Below are 18,320 nucleotides of genomic sequence, written 5' to 3'. Positions count from 1 at the left end.
GGCCCCGACGGCATATATGTGGACAGGAGGCTCTCATGAAAATCGGAATTGTCGGTGCTGGCATGGTCGGCTCGGCGGCGGCCTTCGCCATGGTGATGCGCGGGATCGGATCGCGGATCGTGCTTGTCGATCTTGACGAAAAACGCGCGCGGGCCGAGGCGGAGGATATTGCCCATGCGGTGCCGTTTGCGCATCCGGTGGTCGTTGAGGCGGGCGATTATGCGGATCTGAGGGGGGCCGAGGTTGTGATTCTGGCCGCGGGCGTGTCGCAGAAACCGGGGGAAACGCGGCTACAGCTTCTGACGCGCAACCGCGCCGTGTTCCAGCAGGTCGTGGCCCGCGTGATGGAGGTTGCGCCCGAGGCGATCCTGCTGGTCGCGTCGAACCCGGTGGATATCATGGGGCAGATCACGCAGCAGATCTCGGGCCTGCCGCCGGGGCGCGTGATCGGCTCGGGCACGATCCTGGACACGGCGCGGTTCCGCTGGCTTCTGGGGCGTCATCTGGGGATCGCGCCGAGTTCGGTGCATGGCTACGTGCTTGGCGAACACGGCGACAGCGAGGTGCTGGCCTGGTCGAACGTGCGCGTGGGCTCCCTTCAACTTTCTGATTTCGCGGCACAAATATCGGCGGCGGTGACGGCTGACGTGCGCGCGCGGATCGACAAGGGGGTCCGTCGGGCGGCCTACACGATCATCGAGGGCAAGGGCGCCACATGGTACGGGATCGGCGCGGGGCTGGCCCGGATCGTGGCGGCGATCGAGGCGGACGAACAGGCGGTCCTGTCGGTCAGCTGCGTGTCGGATGTGCTGGATGTTCAAGGGGTCGCCTGCTCTCTGCCCCGGGTCGTGGGGCGCGCGGGCGTGGTGGCCGAACTGATGCCCGGACTGTCCGAGGACGAGCGCGAGGGGCTGCGCGCCTCGGCCCGTCTGCTGAAAACGGCGGTGGAGGAACTGGGCGACTGACCCCCCCCAAACCGGGGATATAGAACCGGTATATCCGCGGTATATATCCGGTATCTCCACCTGAGATACCGGGCGGCCTCCGGGCCGGAGACATGACACGGGCCCGCAGAAGATCGGCCCGGCCCGGGCGATCCCGTCAAGGGAGGCATGAGGGGCTTTGGTCTTGTATGGCGCTAGCGGAACTGGCCACTGCTCATCACTGCTTGCCAAAGGACCGGCGAAGCGGTCTCCTAGAGCGGGAATTCTGTAGTGAAGACGTCAAGATGTGTTTCGATGGCAGCACTCACCCGCTCGTAACAACCTCACTTGATGCGAGTAGTATGGACATAACCTAGTTTGTGTCTACAGAATCAGGTTCTGCCAACAACAAAGCTTGTTATCTCCTGCAGGTTTGATACAAAACTCTTTATGGCTACAGCGCAGACTCTTGTTATCAACAACACAACATATGACCGCACCAACGCTGTCAGCTACCATTACGCCGGGTTTCCTCCTCAGCCGGTAGACCTCTCAGCGGTCTTTGATCCGCTTGCAAGCGCTCTGCAACAACTCACCCGTTACGACGAAAAGCTAAAACATCTTCAAAACTCCGAACTTCTTCTCGCTCCACTGCGTCAGCGTGATGCTGTGGTCTCGTCCCGGATGGAAGGAACGATCTCGACGCTTGAAGAGGTGCTGCGCCTCGAAGCCAGCGAGAACGCCGGTAGAAGCGAAGGAACGACGCGCAACGAAACACTTGAGGTTTCTTTGTATGCACGCGCGCTCAGACAAGCCGAAAGCCAGATACGCGATGGGCACCCCATCTCGGAGATGCTCATAAAGAATGCCCACCGAACGCTCTTGAGCGCAGGACGAGATGCCAAGCAAAGACCGGGAGAATACAAGGAAGAGCAGAACTATGTCGGTGACAAAGCGCAGCGACGAGTTGATTTCATCCCGATTTCACCAAACGACCTTCCTGACGGCATGAAACGCCTCGTTGATTTTATCAGGCACGATTCGCAGCATCCGTTGGTGCGAACCGCGATAGCACATGCAGAATTCGAGGCCCTTCATCCATTTGAAGACGGGAACGGGCGTGTAGGACGCATGCTCATCCCGCTGTTGCTTTGGGAATATGATATTCTCAGCGCGCCGCATTTTTTCGTGAGCGATTATTTTGAAAGAAATAAAGATACTTATGTATATATGTTGCACCAAATCTCGAAAACGGCCGACTGGTCAGCTTGGTGTGGTTTCTTCTTGTCGGGGTTAGCAGCGCAGGCCGAAAAAAATATGGACACGGTCGAAAAAATCCAAGCGCACTACGAAGACACAAAAGAAAAGTTTCGCCATGTTCTGCGGTCACAATACTTTCACTCTGCGGTCGACTATGTGTTCAACTACCCGGTCTTCTGGAACAATCATTTTGTCGACGCGGCCGCCGGGCCTAAATCGACATTGAGGAATTTTACTCCGCGTTTGGTCAGAGAGGGGTTACTTGAAACAATGGTTCCCCCTTCCGGTCGAGCACCCGGATTGTACGCATATCCTTCTTTGTTGAGAATACTGGAGGACGACGCCTGACTCCGTGCAAACGCTAAACCACCACCTCCACCCGTTCCTGCTCACCCACCCCGAACACCCGCTTGTAGCGCTCGATCTCGGCTTCCGGCCCCATCGCCTTTTCCGGGTTGTCACTGAGTTTTACCGTAGGCCGCCCGTTCGCCGCAATGGCCTTGCAGACCAGAGAGAAGGGCGCCAGCGCGTCGTCTTTCACCAGCCCCCTGAAATCATTGGTCAAAAGCGTGCCCCAGCCGAAGCTCACCCGGACACGGCCGGAGAACTGGGCGTGCAGCGTCTCGATCTTGTCGACGTCCAGACCGTCGGAGAAGATCACCAGCTTCTCGCGCGGGTCCTCGCCCCGGCTTTTCCACCAGTCGATGGCGATCTCGGCGCCCTTGGCGGGGTCACCTGAATCGATGCGGATGCCGGTCCAGCCCGCCAGCCAGTCGGGCGCGCGGTCGAGAAAGCCCCTGGTGCCGTAGGTGTCGGGCAGGATGACGCGGAGGTTGCCGTCATGCTCCTCGTGCCAGTCGGAGAGCACATCGTAGGGGGCGGCGGCGAGGCTCGCGTCATCCCCGGCCAGCGCGGCATAGACCATGGGCAGTTCGTGGGCATTGGTGCCGATCGCCTCAAGGTCGCGGTTCTTGGCGATGAGGCAGTTCGACGTGCCGGGGAAGGCGTCGCCCAGCCCCTCCTGCATGGCCTGCACGCACCAGTCCTGCCAGAGGAAGGAGTGGCGGCGTCTGGTGCCGAAATCGGCGATGCGCAGCCCGTCGATGGGTTTGAGCCGTTCGATCTTCTCCCAGAGCTTGGTCATGGCGCGGGCGTAGAGGATCTGCAGCTCGAACTTGCCCATGGTGGAGAGCACGGCGCGGCCCCGCAGTTCCATGAGCACGGCGAGGGCGGGGATTTCCCAGAGCATGACCTCGGGCCAAGCGCCTTCGAAGGTCAGCTCGTACTGGTCGCCGACGCGTTCGAGATGGTAGGGGGGCAGTTGCAGGTTCTCGAACCATTCCATGAAGGCGGGGGAGAACATCTGCCGCTTGCCGTAGAAGGTGTTGCCGCGCATCCATGTGCTTTCGCCCCGGCGCAGGCGCAGGGTGCGGATATGGTCGAGCTGTTCGCGCAGCTCGCCCTCGTCGATGAGCCGGGCCAGCGGGATGCGCGTGGTGCGGTTGATGAGCGAGAATGTGACCTGCGTGTCGGGCCGGTTGCGGAACACGGACTGGCACATCAGGAGCTTGTAGAAATCCGTGTCGATCAGGGAGCGGACGATCGGGTCGATCTTCCATTTGTGGTTGTAGACGCGGGTGGCGATGTCGACCATGCGTGTGGTCTCCCCTCAACTGGTCCTTTGGGTTAAAGCAAGCGGGCGGAGGGGAGTCCAGCCGGGCTAGCGCAGGGTGACGCCGGCGGCGCGCATGCCGTCTTCGGCGGCCCCGAGCGATCCGTCCAGATCGATGGCGCGGCAGAGATCGGTCCGCACCTCGACCGCGAAGCCGAGGCGGGCGGCATCCTGCGCGGAGTAATTGACACAGAAATCTGTGGCGAGGCCCACCATGGTCAGATGGGTGATGCCGCGGCTTCTGAGCGCGCCGTCAAGGCCAGTGGGGGTGGTGTGATCATTCTCGAAAAAGGCCGAATAGCTGTCGATGGCGGGGCGGAAGCCCTTGCGGATGATCATCTGGGCCGGATCGGTGTGCAACCCGGGGTGGAAGGCCGCGCCCGGCGAGCCCTGGAGGCAGTGATCGGGCCAGAGAACCTGCGGGCCGTAGGGGAAATCGACGACGGAATAGGGGGGCTGCCCGGCATGTTGCGAGGCAAAGCTGGAATGTCCCGCCGGGTGCCAGTCCTGCGTCAGGATGACGGCCTGAAACTCCGCCATCAGCGCGTTGATGCCCGGCACGATTTCGTCGCCGCCCGGAACGGCCAGCGCGCCGCCGGGGCAGAAGTCATTCTGGACATCGATCACGATCAGGGCGTGGGTTGCGTCGTGCATGGGGGTCCTTTCGCTCTTGCCGAATGGTTACGGAGCAGGCGGCGCGGGGTCAATGCACCGGGCTACGGCGCTACGGCGACATCCGGCCCTGCATGACGGCTTGCAAGAGCGGGGACCGAGAGACTACATCGGCGGTCATGTTCACTGTGGCGGCACTTTATCATTTCACACCGGTCGCGGAGCCCGATGGCTTGCGCGCGCCCCTGCGGCGCATCTGCGAGGCCGGCGGCGTGAAGGGCTCGCTTCTGCTGGCCCGCGAAGGGATCAACGGCACGATCGCGGGGCCGCATGAGGGCGTGCAGGCGGTGCTGGCCCATATTCGTGGCCTGCCCGGGTTCGAAACGCTGGAGTGGAAGGAAAGCCCGGCCGCCGAAATGCCCTTCGGGCGGCTGAAGGTGCGCCTGAAACGCGAGATCGTGACGATGGGGCAGCCGGATGTGGACCCGGCCTGCGCGGTGGGCCGCTATGTGGAGCCCGCTGACTGGAACGCGCTGATCCAGAGCCCGGATGTGGCGGTCATCGACACGCGCAACGCCTATGAAGTGGCGATCGGGACGTTCGAGGGCGCGGTCGACCCCGAAACCGACCGCTTCCGCGACTTCCCCGCATGGTGGGAGGCCAACGCGGACCGGTTCCACAACAAACGCATCGCGATGTTCTGCACAGGCGGTATTCGGTGTGAGAAATCAACCGGTTATCTGATCGGGCAGGGGGTGAAGGAGGTCTTTCACCTGAAAGGCGGTATCCTGAAGTATCTTGAAGAGGTGCCGCCGGAGCAGAGCCTGTGGCGCGGGGCGTGTTTCGTGTTCGACGAGCGGGTTTCGGTGGGGCACGGGCTGGCCGAGGGGCCGCATGTGTTGTGTCGCGCGTGCCGGAGGGCGCTGGAGCCGGACGATCTGACGCGCCCGGAATTCGAGGAGGGCGTTTCCTGCCACCATTGTCTGGAGGAGCATTCCGAGGCCGACCGGGCGCGGTTCCGGGAGCGGCAGAAACAGATCGCGCTGGCGAGGGCGCGGGAAGAGCGGCATCTGGGCGCGGAAAGGTGATCCGTCGCCTTGGGGGGCACCGGAGAAGGTGCGCCCGGCCCGACAACGAACGCAGACGGCGGTGAACCCGTGAACAAGAAACCCCCCGGCAGTCGCAGCCGGGGGGTATTGGTCTCCGCCATGCGGACCGGCGGTCAGCCGGGGAGTTTCGCCATCCGCAGATAGGGAAGCTTGGTCTCGATCGCGCCGTATTTCGCAATCGCATCCTCGTCGGACACGGCCACCGGCACGACCACATCCTGCCCGGGCACCCAGTTTGCGGGCGTCGCCACGTTCTCGCGCGCCGCGGTCTGCAACCCGTCCAGCGCGCGCAGAACTTCGGCGAAGTTCCGGCCCACATTCATCGGATAGGTCATCGAAAGCTTCAGCTGCTTGTCGGGACCGATGATGAAGACGGAGCGCACCGTCGCGCTGTCGGCGGGGGTGCGCCCATCGGGCAGGTAAGCCTCGGCGGGCAGCATGTCGAAGGCTTTCGACACCTCCAACCCGTCATCGGCGATGATCGGAAAACCGGCCTTCGCGCCGCCCACGGCCTCGATATCGGTCTTCCATTTCTTGTGATCCTCCACCCCGTCCACGGACACGCCGATCACCTTGGTGCCGCGCGCGGCCCATTCATCGGCCAGTTGCGCCACCGCGCCGAACTCGGTCGTGCACACGGGCGTGAAATCCTTCGGGTGGGAAAACAGGATCGCCCAGCTGTCGCCGATCCATTCATGCAGGCTGAAACGCCCCTGATCGGTCTCGACCGTCAGATCGGGCACAGTGTCATTGATACGCAAACCCATAGCAGGCTCCCTCTTCGTTGCCGTCGTATATCCGCAGATAGGATCGCGCGGAGAAAGATTCACGGGCGCGCGGCGTCGCAGGGGACGATTAAGGCCGGTTTCCGCCCCTTCCGGGCGTGGCGCGAACGGCTGTTCCCGCCCCCCTTGCGCCGGGCGAACCCCGGTGCTTTGGTGCGCGGCGACAGCGAAGGGAGCCGCACCATGCCAGTCTCGACACAGTTCTACATCAACGGTCAGTGGGTGGACCCGAGCCAGCCCGACGACCACCCGGTCATCAACCCCTCCAACGAGGAGGTCTGCGCGACCATCTCGCTCGGCTCGGAGGCCGACACGAATGCCGCGGTCGCCGCCGCGAAGGCCGCGTTCGACGGCTGGGCCGCGACCCCGGTGGCCGACCGCATCGCCGCGCTGGAGCGCCTGCGCGATGTCTACAAGAAACGCGGCGACGAGATGGCCGAGGCGATCAGCACCGAAATGGGCGCCCCCATCGATCTGGCGCGGCAGCAGCAGGTCGGCGCGGGCATCTGGCATCTTGACGGGACGCTGAACGCGGCCAGATCCTTCGCCTGGGATCATCCGCTTGGCGATCACGCGCCGTCCGAGCGCATCGTGCACGAGCCGGTCGGTGTCTGCGCGCTGATCACGCCGTGGAACTGGCCGATGAACCAGATCGTGCTGAAATGCGCGCCCGCGCTTGTCACCGGCAACACCATGGTTCTGAAGCCGTCGGAGATTGCGCCGCTTTCGGGCCTGCTGTTCGCCGAGATGATGGACGAGGCCGATCTGCCCCCCGGTGTCTTCAATCTGGTCAATGGCGACGGGCCGGGCGTGGGCAGCACGCTGTCGGCGCATCCGGATGTGGACATGGTGAGCTTCACCGGCTCCACCCGGGCCGGCCGCCTGATTTCCATCGCCGCGGCGGATACGATCAAGCGCGTCAGTCTGGAGCTTGGCGGCAAGGGCGCGAACATCATCTTCGCCGATGCCGATGAAAAGGCTGTGAAATCCGGCGTGATCCGGTGTTTCCGCAATACCGGGCAGTCCTGCAACGCCCCCACGCGGATGCTGGTCGAGCGGAGCCGGTATGAGCAAGCCGTGGAGATCGCGGAGGCCACCGCGAAGGCCACCACCGTCGGCCCCGCAAGCGAGGAGGGCCGCCATATCGGCCCCGCTGTCAGCGAGACGCAGTTCAACAAGATCCAGGATCTTATACAAAAAGGGATCGACGAAGGGGCCCGTCTGGTTGCGGGCGGAACCGGGCGGCCCGGAAACCTGAACCGGGGCTATTATGTCCGCCCGACGGTCTTTGCCGACGTCACCCCGGACATGACCATCTACCGCGAGGAGATTTTCGGGCCTGTTCTGTCGATACTGCCCTTCGAGGACGAGGCCCATGCGGTGCAGATGGCCAATGACACGCCCTACGGGCTGACGAATTACGTGCAGACCCCGGATCGGGAAAAACTCCGCCGGGTGGCGCGCAAGCTGCGCTCCGGCATGGTGGAGGGCAACGGCACCGGGTTCGGGCAGGGCTCCCCCTTTGGCGGGTTCAAGCAATCGGGCAACGGCCGGGAAGGCGGTGCCTTCGGCCTGCATGAGTTCCTTGAGGTCAAGGCGGTCAGCGGCTGGGGCTGAGCCGCCGGCGCCGGTCTTTGGTGACATGCGTTTTCTTGTGGCCGCCGCCGGAAAGGCCCCTATGTCGTGCAGGGAACGCCCGCGCGACCTGCGCGAGATCCGCAGGAGCCGGGAACCATGACCGCAAGACCGACCAGGGTTCTGATCATCGGGAGCGGCCCCGACGCCACCGAGGCCGCCGGGTGGGCGCGGGGCCCCTTCACCCATATCGTTGCGATCAACAACGCCTGGGCGATCCGCCCGGATTGGGATTTCACGATCCACCCGGAGGATTTCCCGCCCGAACGCCGCCCCACCGACATGGCACCGGGCCAGCGGATGGTGGACGCGGCGGAGTATGTGCCGGTGCAGAACAGTCTTGGCGGTTTCGTCTATGCCGGGGGCACCATGGCGTTTACCGCCGGATACTGGGCGCTGGCCACGCTGCGGCCCGAGGTGATGGCCTTTGTCGGCTGCAACATGATCTACCCTGCCACCGGCAAGACCCATTTCTATGGCCGGGGCGATGCCGACCCGCTGCGCGAGGATATCACCTTGCAGTCGCTGGAGGCGAAATCGGCGCGGCTTGCGCTGATCGCCGGGGCGCGCGGTTGCGCCTGCGTGACGCTTTCGAGGGGTGAGAGCCGGCTGCTGTTTCCGCGCGGCACACCTGATACGCTTTCGACGGTGCCGATGCTCACGCCAGAGCCGGAGAGCATGGCGGCGGCGGAGGCCCGGGAACGGGCGCTGGGCTACATGGTGCCCTCGGGCCGCTACTGGGAGATCGCGGAGCGGTTCGATGCCGCCGAGCTGCGGGCGCTGGACGATCTGTGGCTTGCCGCCCACGCGCGGGCGATGGCCGGGGCCGAAGGCGACAGCCGGATGCGGCGGCTGGGCTAGGGAGGATTGCCGCGGCTCGCCGGCTCTGCCACGGTTGCCCCCGAAGTCAGGGGGAGGGTTCGGATGCCGACAGTCCTTTATGAACGGACCGGCCGCATTGCGCGGATCACGCTGAACCGGCCGGAGGTGATGAACGCGATCGACGACGACATGCCGGGCGATCTGGCCGCGGCCGTGGCCCGCGCCGATGCCGATCCGGATGTGCATGTCATGCTGCTGTCAGGGGCGGGGACGGCGTTTTGCGCGGGCTATGATCTGGCCCATTACGCCGCCGATCCGGACAACAGGATCACGCAGGAGATGCCCTGGGATCCGATCCGCGATTATCAGTTCATGTGGGCCAACACGCAGCATTTCATGTCGCTGTTCCGGGCGTTGAAACCGGTGGTCTGCAAGGTTCACGGCTATGCCGTGGCAGGCGGCTCCGACATCGCGCTTTGTGCCGATCTGACGATCATGGCCGATGACGCGCAGATCGGCTACATGCCCGCCCGCGTCTGGGGCAGCCCGACCACGGCGATGTGGGGGTTTCGGCTGGGTCCGGAGAAGGCAAAGCGGATGCTGTTCACCGGCGACCGGATCACCGGGGTGGAGGCGGCGCGGATGGGGCTGGTTCTGAGATCCGTGCCTGCTACCGATCTGGATGCGGAGGTGGAGGCGCTGGCCGACCGGATGTCGCGCGTGCCGATCAACCAGCTTGCCATGCACAAGATGGTTCTCAATCAGGGGTTCGAGGCGGCGCTGACCGCGAGCCAGCGCCTTGCCACGGTTTTCGACGGGATCACGCGCCACTCCCCCGAAGGTCTCGCCTTCAAGGCGCGGGCCGAGCAGGTGGGCTGGAAACAGGCCGTCGAGGAGCGGGACAGCGGCCGTTATGACTGGAGCGCCGACCGCCCGTTCGACGACTGAGGCGCGGAGACCCGCTTGCCCGAGGGCGGGCGCGGGCCGCGATATGATCCGGCGACTTCAAAACGGTGCCGTTGCGCGGAAGCTCATGCCCTTCCCGCCATCGGGATGGCGCAGTTTCAGGCTTTCCGCATGCAGCATCAGCCTTGGGAAATCCCGCGCCGGGCCGCTGGCGTAAAACGGATCGCCGAGGATCGGGTGGCCGATTTCCTTCATGTGAACACGAAGCTGATGGGAGCGCCCGGTCTTGGGGTAAAGCCTTATGCGCGTCGAGGTTTCCTCATGCCGCACCACGCGCCAGTCGGTCTGTGCGGGCTTGCCGGTTTCATGGTTCACATGTTGCAGTGGGCGGTTCGGCCAATCCACGATCAGGGGCAGGTCGATATGCCCCTCCTTTTCGGCCACATGCCCCCAAACCCTTGCGATATAAACCTTTTTGACATGCCGTTTTTCGAATTGCAGGCCCAGATGCCGCTGCGCATGGGGGCTGCGGGCAAAGACCATCACCCCGGATGTGTCCATATCCAGGCGATGCACCAGAAGCGCCTCGGGAAAGGCGGCCTGGATCCGGCTCAGCAGGCAGTCGGCCAGATGATCGCCCTTGCCCGGAACGCTGAGCAACCCGCTGGGCTTGTCGACCAGGATCAGTTCGTGGTCTTCGTGGAGAATGGTCAGCGGCGTGTCGGGCGGGCGGTAGTCGAGCGCGATCATGACCCGGAGGCGAAGGCGTTCTGCACCGACATCACGAGCAGGACGAAGGTCAGGAAAAACAGGGTGCGGCGGCTGGATTTGTCCTCGGGAGACCGCAGCCAGACGCCCAGCTCCTGCAGAAAGACGCGCGGTCCCGAAAGGGCCCGGCCGGTCCGCGTCTCCGCGCGCGCGCGCAAGGTGAACAGGGTGGAGAACATCATTCCCGCCCAGACCAGAAACACCAGCCCCATCAACACCAAACGAATGATCATGCCCGTGCTCATGGATGGTCTCTCCGCAACAGTTTCAGAATGCACCAGACGGTTGTGCCGCCGAAGAAAAGCCCGCCGAAGATCATGATCTCGAACCAAGCCAGACCGGCGATGCCCCGATAGAAGACGGCCACGGCCATGAAGGCCAGCCCGGCCAGTGAAAACACCAGCCGAAACCACAATTCCGCCCTTGGCGGGCCGTATCTGTTCCGACCGTCGGTCATGTTCCGCCGCATCCCCCTCCCGCGCAGTCTGTGCGAGGCAGGGTGTGGATGGCAAGGCCCCCGGTCGGACTACTTCTTGCCCGGCGTCCCGTCGAACTTCTTCTCCAGCGAGGTCCAGCAGTCGATGTAGTCGTCCTGCAACGGCGCTTCGTTGGCGGCAAAGCCGGTCAGATGCTGGGGAAAGCGGGTTTCGAACATGAAGGACATCGTGTTGTCCAGCTTCTCCGCCTTGAGATCGGCGTTGGAGGCGCCGTCGAACGCGGTCCGGTCGGGCCCGTGGGGCAACATCATGTTGTGGAGGCTCATGCCACCGGGCACGAAGCCCTGGGGTTTCGCATCGTACTGGCCATAGATGTTGCCCATCAGTTCGGACATGATGTTCTTGTGATACCACGGCGGGCGGAACGTATCCTCGGCCACCATCCAGCGCTCGCGGAACAGCACGAAGTCGATATTCGCGGTGCCCGGCACGCCCGACGGCGCGGTCAGGACCGTGAAGATCGACGGATCCGGGTGGTCGAACAGGATCGCGCCCACCGGGCAGTAGGTTTTCAGATCGTACTTCACCGGCGCGTAGTTTCCGTGCCAGGCGACCACGTCCAGCGGGCTGTGGCCGATTTCGCATTCATGGAACTGGCCGCACCATTTGACCGTCACCGTGGACGGGACCTCGCGATCCTCGAACGCCGCGACGGGTGTCTTGAAATCACGCCGGTTGGCCATGCAGTTGGCCCCGATCGGGCCGCGGCCCGGCAGCTCGAACTTCTGGCCGTAGTTTTCGCAGACGAAGCCGCGGGCGGGGCCGTCGATCACCTCCACCCGATAGAGCAGCCCGCGCGGGATCACGGCGATTTCCTGCGGCGCGAGGTCGATGATCCCCAGTTCGGTGCAGAACCGGAGCGTGCCCTCCTGCGGCACGATCAGCAATTCGCTGTCGGCGGAATAGAAATACGCATCCTCCATCGAGGCGGTGACCAGATAGATATGGCTGGCCATGCCCACCTGCGTGTTCACATCGCCCGCCGTGGTCATCGTGCGCATGCCGGTCAGCCATGTCAGCGGGGTATCGGTATGCGGCACCGGATCCCACCGGTACTGGCCGAGGCTGATCACGTCGGGGTCCACATGCGGGGCCGATTTCCAGTAGGGCAGGTCGATCTTGGTGTAGCGGCTGGAATGCCTGACCGAGGGGCGGATGCGATAGCACCAGGTTCGTTCATTCTGGTGTTGCGGCGCGGTGAAGGCGGTGCCGGTCAGTTGCTCACCGTAAAGCCCGTAATTGCATTTCTGCGGGCTGTTCATCCCTTGCGGCAGGGCGCCGGGCAGCGCCTCGGTCTCGAAATCGTTCCCGAAGCCGGGCATGTAGCCTTCGGTGGTGCCGACCGGCGTGGCGGCCTGCACCATCCCGCGCGGCGTGGTCTGCGTGTTCATCGATGTCTCCTCCGGTGCCCTGTTCAAGCGTTGGCGGAGAGTATCGTTGCAATTACAACGAAGTCAAGGCGACTTGCATTCTGCCGGCGCCTGGTCAGGCTGTGGCGGGTGCGTTGAGTGAAAGGACCGGGTGTGAGATTGCTGCCGAACCCCTATCGCGGGGCCGCCTTGCCCGAGGCGATTGCCGCCATCTGCGGGCAGGCCCTGTCGGACCCCGCCCCGGTGACGGCACTTCTGGACCGCTGCCCGGCCCATGCGCCGACCCCGCTGCTGGAGGTGCCGGCTCTTGCCGCCACGCTGGGGATCGGCGCGATCCATATCAAGGATGAGCGGGACCGCATGGGACTGGGCAGTTTCAAGGCGCTTGGCGCGGCCCATGTCATCGCGCGGGACGCGGCCCTGCTTCTGGGGCCTTCGCCCGATGCGCCGGAGAGGACGGCCGCGGCCCTGCGGGGCAGGACCTATGTCGCGGCCTCGGCCGGAAATCACGGGCTGTCGGTTGCGGCGGGGGCGCGGGTGTTCGGGGCCCGCGCGGTGATTTATCTGGCCAAAACCGTCCCGGCCGCCTTTGCGGACCGGTTGAAAGGATACGGCGCGGAGGTGGTTGTCGAAGGGGCGGAGTACGAGGCCAGCATGGCCGCTGCCGCCGCCCGCGCGGAGGCCGAGGGCTGGACGCTCCTGTCCGATTCGACATGGCCCGGATACGATGGCGGGCAGGCGGTGATGCAGGGCTATCTGGCCATGGCGGCGGAGGTCGCGGCGGGCCTTGAGACTCCGCCGACGCATCTGTTTCTTCAGGCCGGTGTCGGCGGGCTGGCTGCGGCCTGCGCGGCCCATGCGCGGCGCGTGTGGGGGGACGCTCCGCGGATCATCGTCGTCGAGCCGACCGCCGCACCCGCGCTTCAGGAGAGCATTCGCGCGGGCGCCCCGGTGGTGGCACACGGTCCGGTGTCGCGCATGGGGCGGCTGGATTGCAAGGAACCCTCGCTGATGGCCCTGAAAACGCTGGCCCGGAACGCGGACGCGTTCCTGACCCTTGACGATGCCGAGGTCGAAACCGCCATCGAGGCGCTGCCGCCACACGGTCTTGCCACCTCGCCCTCGGGCGGGGCCGGGTTTGCGGGACTTGCCCTGATCGACCGGAAGGCGGCGGGCCTTTCGGCGACCTCCCGCGTGGTGATCTATCTCTCCGAAGGGGCCGTCGATGCCTGATTTCCCGGCCGAGGAGTTTCAGGCGCGCACCGAAGCGGTGCAGCGCGCGATGCACGCACAGTCCATCGACGCCCTTTTGGTCTGCACCGAGGCGGAGATGCGCTACTTCACCGGCTTCCGCACGCCGTTCTGGCAAAGCCCGACACGGGCCTGGTTTCTGATCGTGCCCGCGCGCGGTGCGCCGATCGCGGTGATCCCGGGCATCGGCGCCGACCTGATGGCAACCACATGGGTCACCGATATCCGCAGTTTCCCTGCACCGAGCGGCGGCGACGAGGGGCTGACATTGCTGGCCCGCGCCCTGTCCCCGTTTCAGACCATTGCCCTGCCGATGGGCGAGGAGGCCGCGCTGCGGATGCCGCTGGCGGAGTTCGACCGGCTGCGCGCCGGGCTCTCGGCCAGTTGGGTCGACGGGACGCCCCTGATCAAGGCGCTTCGGATGGTGAAATCCGCCGCCGAGATCGCGGTGATCCGCGAGATCTGCGCCATCGGCAGCCGGGCCTTTGCCCGCGCGCCGGATCTTTTTCACGCAGGCCAGCCGCTGGAGGACGTGTTCCGCCGCTTTCGCATCGCGCTGCTGGAAGCCGGGGCCGAGGATGTGCCCTATCTGGTCGGGGGCGCGGGCCCGGGCGGCTACCGCGATGTGATCTCCCCGCCGTCCGACAGGCCGTTGCAGCCGGGCGACGTGCTTATGCTGGATACCGGTGCCACCCGGGCCGGGTATTTCTGCGATTTCGACCGGAACTGGGCCATCGGGCGGGCAAGCGCCGCGGCGCGGCAGGGCCATGCGGCCCTGTGGCAGGCGGTGGAACGCGGCCTGGCCGCCGCGCGGCCGGGCATCACCTGCGCCGGGCTCTTTGCCGCGATGGCCGACGGGCTGGGCGACGGCGCGGATATCGGGCGCATGGGGCATGGGCTGGGAATGCAGTTGACGGAATGGCCTTCCGTCGCGGCGCATGACCAGACGGTGCTTTGTGCGGGCATGGTGCTGACGCTGGAGCCGAGCCTGCCGCTGCCCGGCGGCCGGATGATGGTGCATGAGGAAAACATCCTGATCACCGAAGCGGGCCCTGAGCTTCTGTCCGAACGGACACCGCCGGACTTGCCGGTTATCTGAAGGGGGCGGCCGATGCCAGTTGCCTGCGAACTTGACGACGGTGCCGGTGCGGCGGCACGGCTTGGCCTTATCGTACTTTCGGCCGACGAGACGCTGGAGCACGAGGCGCGCACGACGCTCCGCGACCCGGAGATCAACCTGTTTCATGCGCGCATTCCGTCCCACCCCGAGGTCACACCTGAAACGCTGCGCCTGATGGAGGCCGCGCTGCCGGACACCGCGGCGCTTTTGCCGGCGGGGTTGGACGTGATCGGTTATGCCTGCACCTCGGGGGCGACGGTCATCGGGCCGGAAACGGTGGCCGCGCTGATCGGGCGGCACCATCCCCGCGCCACGGTGACCGACCCGCTGAGCGCGGTTCTCTCGGCGCTGGCCGTTCTGGGTGCGCGCCGGATCGCAGTGGTCACGCCCTATGTGCCGGAGGTGACGGCCCCGATCCGGGCGGCCCTTGCCCGGTCCGGCATCGATGTGCTGGCCGATGTCTCGTTCGCCTGCAAGGAGGAACGGACCGTCGCCCGGATCACCGAAGCCTCGACCCTTGCCGCGATTGCGGAGGCGGGAGGTGCCGGGGGGCCGGATGCGGTGTTTGTCAGCTGCACAAACCTGCGCAGCTTCGGCATTCTCGATCGGGCTGAGGCGATGCTGGATATCCCCGTCATCTCCTCCAACCAGGCGATGATCTGGCACATGCTGCGGCTGGCGGGCGTCGATCCGGCCGGGCGTGGCCCCGGCCGATTGTTCCGTGTGTCAGGTCCAGTCCAGAACCACCTTGCCGCTGGTCCCTGACAACATCGCGGCGAACCCCTCGCGATACTCCGAAGCGCTGAACCGGTGCGTGATCACCCGGCGCACGTCCAGCCCGTTTTCCAGCATCGCGATCATCTTGTACCAGGTTTCGAAGATCTCCCGCCCGTAGACGCCCTTGATCGTGATCGCCTTGAAGACGATCCGGCTCCAGTCGACCGGCGATTTGCCCGGCGGGATGCCCAGAAGCGCGATGCGCCCGCCCATCACCATCGTTTCGACCATCTGGTCCAGCGCCGCCTGATTGCCGGACATTTCCAGCCCAACATCGAACCCCTGTTTCATCCCCAGTTCGGGGAAGACCGAGGCCAGATCCTCGGTCGTCACATTGACCGGCCGGACATCGGCGACCTGCCCGGCCAGATCGAGCCGGGCCTGGTTCACATCGGTGATCACCACGTGGCGGGCGCCCGCGTGGCGCGCCACGGCGGCGGCCATGATCCCGATCGGCCCCGCGCCGGTGACCAGCACGTCCTCACCCAGCAGATCGAAGCTCAGCGCCGTGTGGACCGCATTGCCCAACGGGTCCAGGATCGCGCCGATCTCGTCATCGATCGCATCGGGCAGGGGCACCACGTTGAACGCGGGCAGCGCCAGATATTCGGCAAAGGCGCCCTGTTCATTCACCCCGATCCCGCGGGTTTCGGGGTCCAGGTGGAATTTGCCCGCCCGCGACTGCCGCGAGGTCTTGCCGATCAGATGCCCCTCGCCCGAGCAGCGCTGCCCAAGCGAAAGGCCTTCGACATGCCGCCCCAGCTCGACGATCCGGCCCGCGAATTCATGGCCGGTCACAAGCGGCGTCGGCACGGTTCTGGCGGCCCAGTCATCCCAGTTCCAGATATGGATGTCGGTGCCGCAGATGCCGGTCTTGTTGATCCGGATCAGCACTTCGTCGGGGCCGATTTCGGGCACCGGGGCATTTCGCATCTCCAGCCCCTGAACCGGGCCGGTCTTCACCAGCGCGCGCATGTCGTTTTTCATGAGATTGCCCCTTTGGTGAGCACAAGCCAGGTCCAGGTCACACCGGCGGCCCTGTTGGCGGGCTGCTGCGACGCGGTGTCGATCCTGTCGCACAGATCGAGGCCCTGCGACCGCGCCAGGGCGATCTGGTCTTCCGGATCGCAGGCCGCAACCGGCCGGGCCGGGTGGGACGGCCCATGCCGCAACGACAGGATCAACCGGCCGTCGGGGTGCAGGAGGCCGAACAGCCGGCGAAAGGCCCGCGGCCGGTCCGCCGGGTCGAGATGCTGCCAGACCCCGGTCGAGGTGATCAGATCGAACGGGCCATCCACGCCGTCCAGAGCCGGCAGGCGGCCGGGGCGGATCGTGATCTGGGACCCGCAGGCTGCCATGTGAGCGCGGAACCGCGCCGCCGGCTCCACAGCGGTCACGTCATGGCCCTTGGCGGCGAACCAAAGGGCGCCATGTCCCGGCCCGGCCCCCACATCCAGAACGCGGATCGGGCCTATGGGCAGATGGCGTGCGACCGGCGCGAAAAGGGTATCCTGGCACAGGTCGCCGTAACGGGCGATCAGCTCGTCGGCCGCGGCGTCATACCCCGCGATGGCCCGGTCACTGAGCGTGGTCATCCGATCGCCCCGAGCTTGCGGCCCGCCTCTGCGAAGGCCTGCAAGCCGCGGTCGAGATCGTCGCGCGTCAGGGCCGCGTTCATCTGCGTCCTGATCCGCGCCTTGCCCTTCGGGACGACGGGAAAGAAAAACCCCGCGACGTAGACGCCACGCTCGGACAGCGCCCGCGCCATTTCCTGCGCCAGCCGCGCATCGCCCAGCATCACTGGGATGATCGGATGCTCGCCGGGCAGCAGATCGAACCCCAGATCGGTCAGCCCGGCCCGCCAGAAGGCGGCGTTGTCAGACAGCGCCTTCCGCAATCCGTCGCCGTTTTCGACCAGCCTGAGCGCCGCGATACCGGCCGCGCAGACCGCGGGCGGCAGGGCGTTGGAAAACAGATACGGGCGCGCGCGCTGGCGCAGCAGGTCGATCACGGGTTGCGGCCCGGCGATATAGCCGCCGATCGCGCCGCCAAGCGCCTTGCCCAGAGTTCCTGTCAGAATAGGCACATGGTCGGCCACGCCGGCATGGTGCGGGCTGCCGCGGCCCTGCGGCCCCATGAACCCCGTTGCATGGCAGTCATCCACCATGACGACCGCGTCATAGGCGGCGGCCAGCGCCGTGATCTCGGCCAGGGGCGCCAGGTATCCGTCCATGGAGAACACGCCATCGGTGGCGATCATGATGGTTCGCGCCCCTTCGGCCCGCGCGGCCTTCAGCTGCGTTTCCAGCTCATCCATGTCGGCATTGGCATATCGATAGCGTCTCGCCTTGCAGAGGCGGATCCCGTCGATGATCGAGGCATGGTTCAGCGCGTCGGAGATCACCGCGTCCTCGGGCCCGAGCAGGGGCTCGAACAGGCCGCCATTGGCGTCGAAGCAGGCTGCGAAGAGGATCGAATCCTCCTTGCCCAGAAACCGCGCCAGCGCGGTCTCCAGCTCCCGATGCAGATCCTGCGTGCCGCAGATGAACCGGACGCTCGCCATGCCGTAGCCATGACTGTCCATCGCCGCGCGTGCTGCCGCGATCAGATCGGGATGATTGGCCAGCCCGAGATAGTTGTTGGCGCAGAGATTGATGAACTCCCGCGTTCCCCCCTCCTCCGCGACCGACACGTGGCCGCCCTGGGGCGATGTGATCGGGCGTTCGATCTTGTAGAGCCCGTCCGCGCGGATTTCGTCGAGCGTACGCGAGACATGGGCAAGAAAAGCGTCAGACATGGATGGCACCTCCTCG

The 18,320-nt window shown here is 65.4% G+C and carries 19 protein-coding genes; 9 read left to right on the top strand and 10 right to left on the bottom strand.

All coding sequences use genetic code 11. From position 1 onward, the window contains the following. Positions 1-35: 35 nt before the first annotated feature. Positions 36-965, top strand: a complete 930-nt coding sequence (locus tag ACQ651_RS15005; RefSeq protein ID WP_375551308.1) for an L-lactate dehydrogenase — start codon at positions 36-38, stop codon at positions 963-965. Positions 966-1,373: 408 nt separating this feature from the next. Further along, positions 1,374-2,531 (top strand): Fic family protein, encoded by a 1,158-nt coding sequence (locus tag ACQ651_RS15000; protein WP_430449716.1) that lies wholly within the window; start codon positions 1,374-1,376, stop codon positions 2,529-2,531. Positions 2,532-2,544: 13 nt separating this feature from the next. On the opposite strand, the gene pncB is transcribed toward ACQ651_RS15000, so the two are convergent. Further along, positions 2,545-3,837 (bottom strand): nicotinate phosphoribosyltransferase, encoded by a 1,293-nt coding sequence (gene pncB, locus ACQ651_RS14995; RefSeq protein ID WP_430449715.1) that lies wholly within the window; start codon positions 3,835-3,837, stop codon positions 2,545-2,547. A gap of 66 nt (positions 3,838-3,903) precedes the next feature. Next, the gene (gene pncA / locus ACQ651_RS14990) at positions 3,904-4,509 is read right to left on the bottom strand and encodes a bifunctional nicotinamidase/pyrazinamidase (protein WP_430449714.1); all 606 of its coding nucleotides are present in this window, start codon (positions 4,507-4,509) and stop codon (positions 3,904-3,906) included. A gap of 137 nt (positions 4,510-4,646) precedes the next feature. On the opposite strand from pncA, the gene ACQ651_RS14985 reads away from it, so the two are divergent. Beyond that, a complete protein-coding gene (locus ACQ651_RS14985; RefSeq protein WP_430449713.1) occupies positions 4,647-5,555 on the top strand; it encodes a rhodanese-related sulfurtransferase in 909 nt (302 codons plus the stop codon). A gap of 134 nt (positions 5,556-5,689) precedes the next feature. Here ACQ651_RS14985 and ACQ651_RS14980 read toward each other — a convergent pair whose 3' ends face one another. After that, positions 5,690-6,343: a peroxiredoxin gene (locus ACQ651_RS14980; RefSeq protein WP_375551312.1), complete on the bottom strand. Its 654-nt coding sequence runs from the start codon at positions 6,341-6,343 to the stop codon at positions 5,690-5,692. A gap of 201 nt (positions 6,344-6,544) precedes the next feature. On the opposite strand from ACQ651_RS14980, the gene ACQ651_RS14975 reads away from it, so the two are divergent. From ACQ651_RS14975 to ACQ651_RS14965, 3 genes are all read left to right on the top strand, one after another. After that, positions 6,545-7,978, top strand: coding sequence for an aldehyde dehydrogenase family protein (locus tag ACQ651_RS14975; protein ID WP_430449712.1), 1,434 nt, complete (start codon positions 6,545-6,547; stop codon positions 7,976-7,978). A gap of 117 nt (positions 7,979-8,095) precedes the next feature. After that, positions 8,096-8,857, top strand: a complete 762-nt coding sequence (locus ACQ651_RS14970; RefSeq protein ID WP_227285850.1) for a hypothetical protein — start codon at positions 8,096-8,098, stop codon at positions 8,855-8,857. 63 nt (positions 8,858-8,920) lie between these two features. Next, positions 8,921-9,766, top strand: a complete 846-nt coding sequence (locus tag ACQ651_RS14965; RefSeq protein ID WP_430449711.1) for a crotonase/enoyl-CoA hydratase family protein — start codon at positions 8,921-8,923, stop codon at positions 9,764-9,766. Between the two features lie 57 nt (positions 9,767-9,823). Here the strand turns inward: ACQ651_RS14965 and ACQ651_RS14960 are convergent, their stop codons facing one another. The 4 genes from ACQ651_RS14960 to hmgA all read right to left on the bottom strand — a co-directional run bounded on the left by ACQ651_RS14960 (position 9,824) and on the right by hmgA (position 12,380). Continuing rightward, entirely contained in the window at positions 9,824-10,474 is a 651-nt protein-coding gene (locus tag ACQ651_RS14960; RefSeq protein WP_227285852.1) for an RluA family pseudouridine synthase, read from the bottom strand. Continuing rightward, a complete protein-coding gene (locus ACQ651_RS14955; RefSeq protein ID WP_227285853.1) occupies positions 10,471-10,725 on the bottom strand; it encodes a hypothetical protein in 255 nt (84 codons plus the stop codon). Before ACQ651_RS14955 ends, ACQ651_RS14960 begins: the two co-directional genes overlap by 4 nt. Before the next feature lie 8 nt (positions 10,726-10,733). Further along, entirely contained in the window at positions 10,734-10,949 is a 216-nt protein-coding gene (locus tag ACQ651_RS14950) for a hypothetical protein (protein ID WP_227285854.1), read from the bottom strand. Between the two features lie 69 nt (positions 10,950-11,018). Continuing rightward, the gene (hmgA, locus tag ACQ651_RS14945; protein WP_227285855.1) at positions 11,019-12,380 is read right to left on the bottom strand and encodes a homogentisate 1,2-dioxygenase; all 1,362 of its coding nucleotides are present in this window, start codon (positions 12,378-12,380) and stop codon (positions 11,019-11,021) included. A 132-nt stretch (positions 12,381-12,512) separates the two neighbouring features. Between hmgA and ACQ651_RS14940 the strand changes: the two genes are divergently transcribed. Genes ACQ651_RS14940 through ACQ651_RS14930 form a run of 3 tightly spaced genes read left to right on the top strand, consistent with a single transcriptional unit; the run spans position 12,513 to position 15,495 of the window. Next, on the top strand, positions 12,513-13,592 hold the full coding sequence (locus tag ACQ651_RS14940; protein ID WP_430449710.1) for a pyridoxal-phosphate dependent enzyme: 1,080 nt from the start codon (positions 12,513-12,515) through the stop codon (positions 13,590-13,592). Beyond that, positions 13,585-14,709, top strand: coding sequence for a M24 family metallopeptidase (locus ACQ651_RS14935; RefSeq protein ID WP_227285856.1), 1,125 nt, complete (start codon positions 13,585-13,587; stop codon positions 14,707-14,709). The genes ACQ651_RS14940 and ACQ651_RS14935 overlap by 8 nt, the downstream gene beginning before the upstream one ends. Before the next feature lie 12 nt (positions 14,710-14,721). Next, positions 14,722-15,495, top strand: coding sequence for a maleate cis-trans isomerase family protein (locus ACQ651_RS14930; RefSeq protein ID WP_430449709.1), 774 nt, complete (start codon positions 14,722-14,724; stop codon positions 15,493-15,495). Here ACQ651_RS14930 and tdh read toward each other — a convergent pair. From tdh to ACQ651_RS14915, 3 genes are read right to left on the bottom strand one after another with little or no spacing between them, the layout of a single operon-like run. Beyond that, the gene (tdh, locus tag ACQ651_RS14925; RefSeq protein ID WP_227285858.1) at positions 15,457-16,494 is read right to left on the bottom strand and encodes an L-threonine 3-dehydrogenase; all 1,038 of its coding nucleotides are present in this window, start codon (positions 16,492-16,494) and stop codon (positions 15,457-15,459) included. The two genes, ACQ651_RS14930 and tdh, sit on opposite strands and share 39 nt — an antisense overlap. Next, on the bottom strand, positions 16,491-17,102 hold the full coding sequence (locus ACQ651_RS14920; RefSeq protein WP_375551320.1) for a class I SAM-dependent methyltransferase: 612 nt from the start codon (positions 17,100-17,102) through the stop codon (positions 16,491-16,493). The genes tdh and ACQ651_RS14920 overlap by 4 nt, the downstream gene beginning before the upstream one ends. Continuing rightward, entirely contained in the window at positions 17,099-18,304 is a 1,206-nt protein-coding gene (locus ACQ651_RS14915; protein ID WP_430449708.1) for a glycine C-acetyltransferase, read from the bottom strand. Before ACQ651_RS14915 ends, ACQ651_RS14920 begins: the two co-directional genes overlap by 4 nt. Positions 18,305-18,320 lie beyond the last annotated feature (16 nt).

The organism is Rhodophyticola sp., assembly GCF_965284195.1.
Lineage (GTDB): Bacteria > Pseudomonadota > Alphaproteobacteria > Rhodobacterales > Rhodobacteraceae > Rhodophyticola.
Note: the sequence above shows the minus strand (reverse complement) of the source record. Positions and strands in the feature narration are given on the sequence as shown.

Coding starts and splice junctions, on each gene's coding strand:
- ACQ651_RS15005 (WP_375551308.1), top strand. CDS start 36: ATGAAAATCGGAATTGTCGGTGCTGGCATGGTCGGCTCGGCGGCGGCC.
- ACQ651_RS15000 (WP_430449716.1), top strand. CDS start 1,374: ATGGCTACAGCGCAGACTCTTGTTATCAACAACACAACATATGACCGC.
- pncB (WP_430449715.1), bottom strand. CDS start 3,837: ATGGTCGACATCGCCACCCGCGTCTACAACCACAAATGGAAGATCGAC.
- pncA (WP_430449714.1), bottom strand. CDS start 4,509: ATGCACGACGCAACCCACGCCCTGATCGTGATCGATGTCCAGAATGAC.
- ACQ651_RS14985 (WP_430449713.1), top strand. CDS start 4,647: ATGTTCACTGTGGCGGCACTTTATCATTTCACACCGGTCGCGGAGCCC.
- ACQ651_RS14980 (WP_375551312.1), bottom strand. CDS start 6,343: ATGGGTTTGCGTATCAATGACACTGTGCCCGATCTGACGGTCGAGACC.
- ACQ651_RS14975 (WP_430449712.1), top strand. CDS start 6,545: ATGCCAGTCTCGACACAGTTCTACATCAACGGTCAGTGGGTGGACCCG.
- ACQ651_RS14970 (WP_227285850.1), top strand. CDS start 8,096: ATGACCGCAAGACCGACCAGGGTTCTGATCATCGGGAGCGGCCCCGAC.
- ACQ651_RS14965 (WP_430449711.1), top strand. CDS start 8,921: ATGCCGACAGTCCTTTATGAACGGACCGGCCGCATTGCGCGGATCACG.
- ACQ651_RS14960 (WP_227285852.1), bottom strand. CDS start 10,474: ATGATCGCGCTCGACTACCGCCCGCCCGACACGCCGCTGACCATTCTC.
- ACQ651_RS14955 (WP_227285853.1), bottom strand. CDS start 10,725: ATGATCATTCGTTTGGTGTTGATGGGGCTGGTGTTTCTGGTCTGGGCG.
- ACQ651_RS14950 (WP_227285854.1), bottom strand. CDS start 10,949: ATGACCGACGGTCGGAACAGATACGGCCCGCCAAGGGCGGAATTGTGG.
- hmgA (WP_227285855.1), bottom strand. CDS start 12,380: ATGAACACGCAGACCACGCCGCGCGGGATGGTGCAGGCCGCCACGCCG.
- ACQ651_RS14935 (WP_227285856.1), top strand. CDS start 13,585: ATGCCTGATTTCCCGGCCGAGGAGTTTCAGGCGCGCACCGAAGCGGTG.
- ACQ651_RS14930 (WP_430449709.1), top strand. CDS start 14,722: ATGCCAGTTGCCTGCGAACTTGACGACGGTGCCGGTGCGGCGGCACGG.
- tdh (WP_227285858.1), bottom strand. CDS start 16,494: ATGAAAAACGACATGCGCGCGCTGGTGAAGACCGGCCCGGTTCAGGGG.
- ACQ651_RS14920 (WP_375551320.1), bottom strand. CDS start 17,102: ATGACCACGCTCAGTGACCGGGCCATCGCGGGGTATGACGCCGCGGCC.
- ACQ651_RS14915 (WP_430449708.1), bottom strand. CDS start 18,304: ATGTCTGACGCTTTTCTTGCCCATGTCTCGCGTACGCTCGACGAAATC.